The organism is Sphingomonas sp. UBA978 (genome assembly GCF_002292295.1).
Lineage (GTDB): Bacteria > Pseudomonadota > Alphaproteobacteria > Sphingomonadales > Sphingomonadaceae > Sphingomonas.
Map to the genome: position 1 here is coordinate 238,460 of NZ_DBBS01000019.1, position 288 is coordinate 238,747.

Consider the following 288-nt stretch of genomic DNA (forward strand, 5'->3'; position numbering starts at 1 on the left):
GGTCGGCGAGGAAGTCGAGATCGTTGGTATCCACCCGACCGTCCGCAAGACCACGGTCACCGGCGTCGAGATGTTCCGCAAGTTGCTCGACGAGGGCCAAGCGGGCGAGAACGTCGGCTTGCTGCTGCGTGGCACCAAGCGCGAGGACGTTGAGCGCGGTCAGGTCTGCTGCAAGCCCGGTTCGATCACCCCGCACACGGAGTTCGAGGCGCAGGCCTACATCCTTTCTAAGGATGAGGGTGGACGGCACACTCCGTTCTTCAACAACTACCGTCCGCAGTTCTACTT

Annotated in this window: 1 protein-coding gene; it reads left to right on the forward strand. The window is 62.2% G+C overall.

Annotation, left to right across the window (positions count from 1 at the left end; all coding sequences use genetic code 11):
• Positions 1-288: EF-Tu/IF-2/RF-3 family GTPase (locus tag B2515_RS12630; RefSeq protein WP_293876829.1), on the forward strand; the 288-nt coding region annotated here is incomplete at both ends.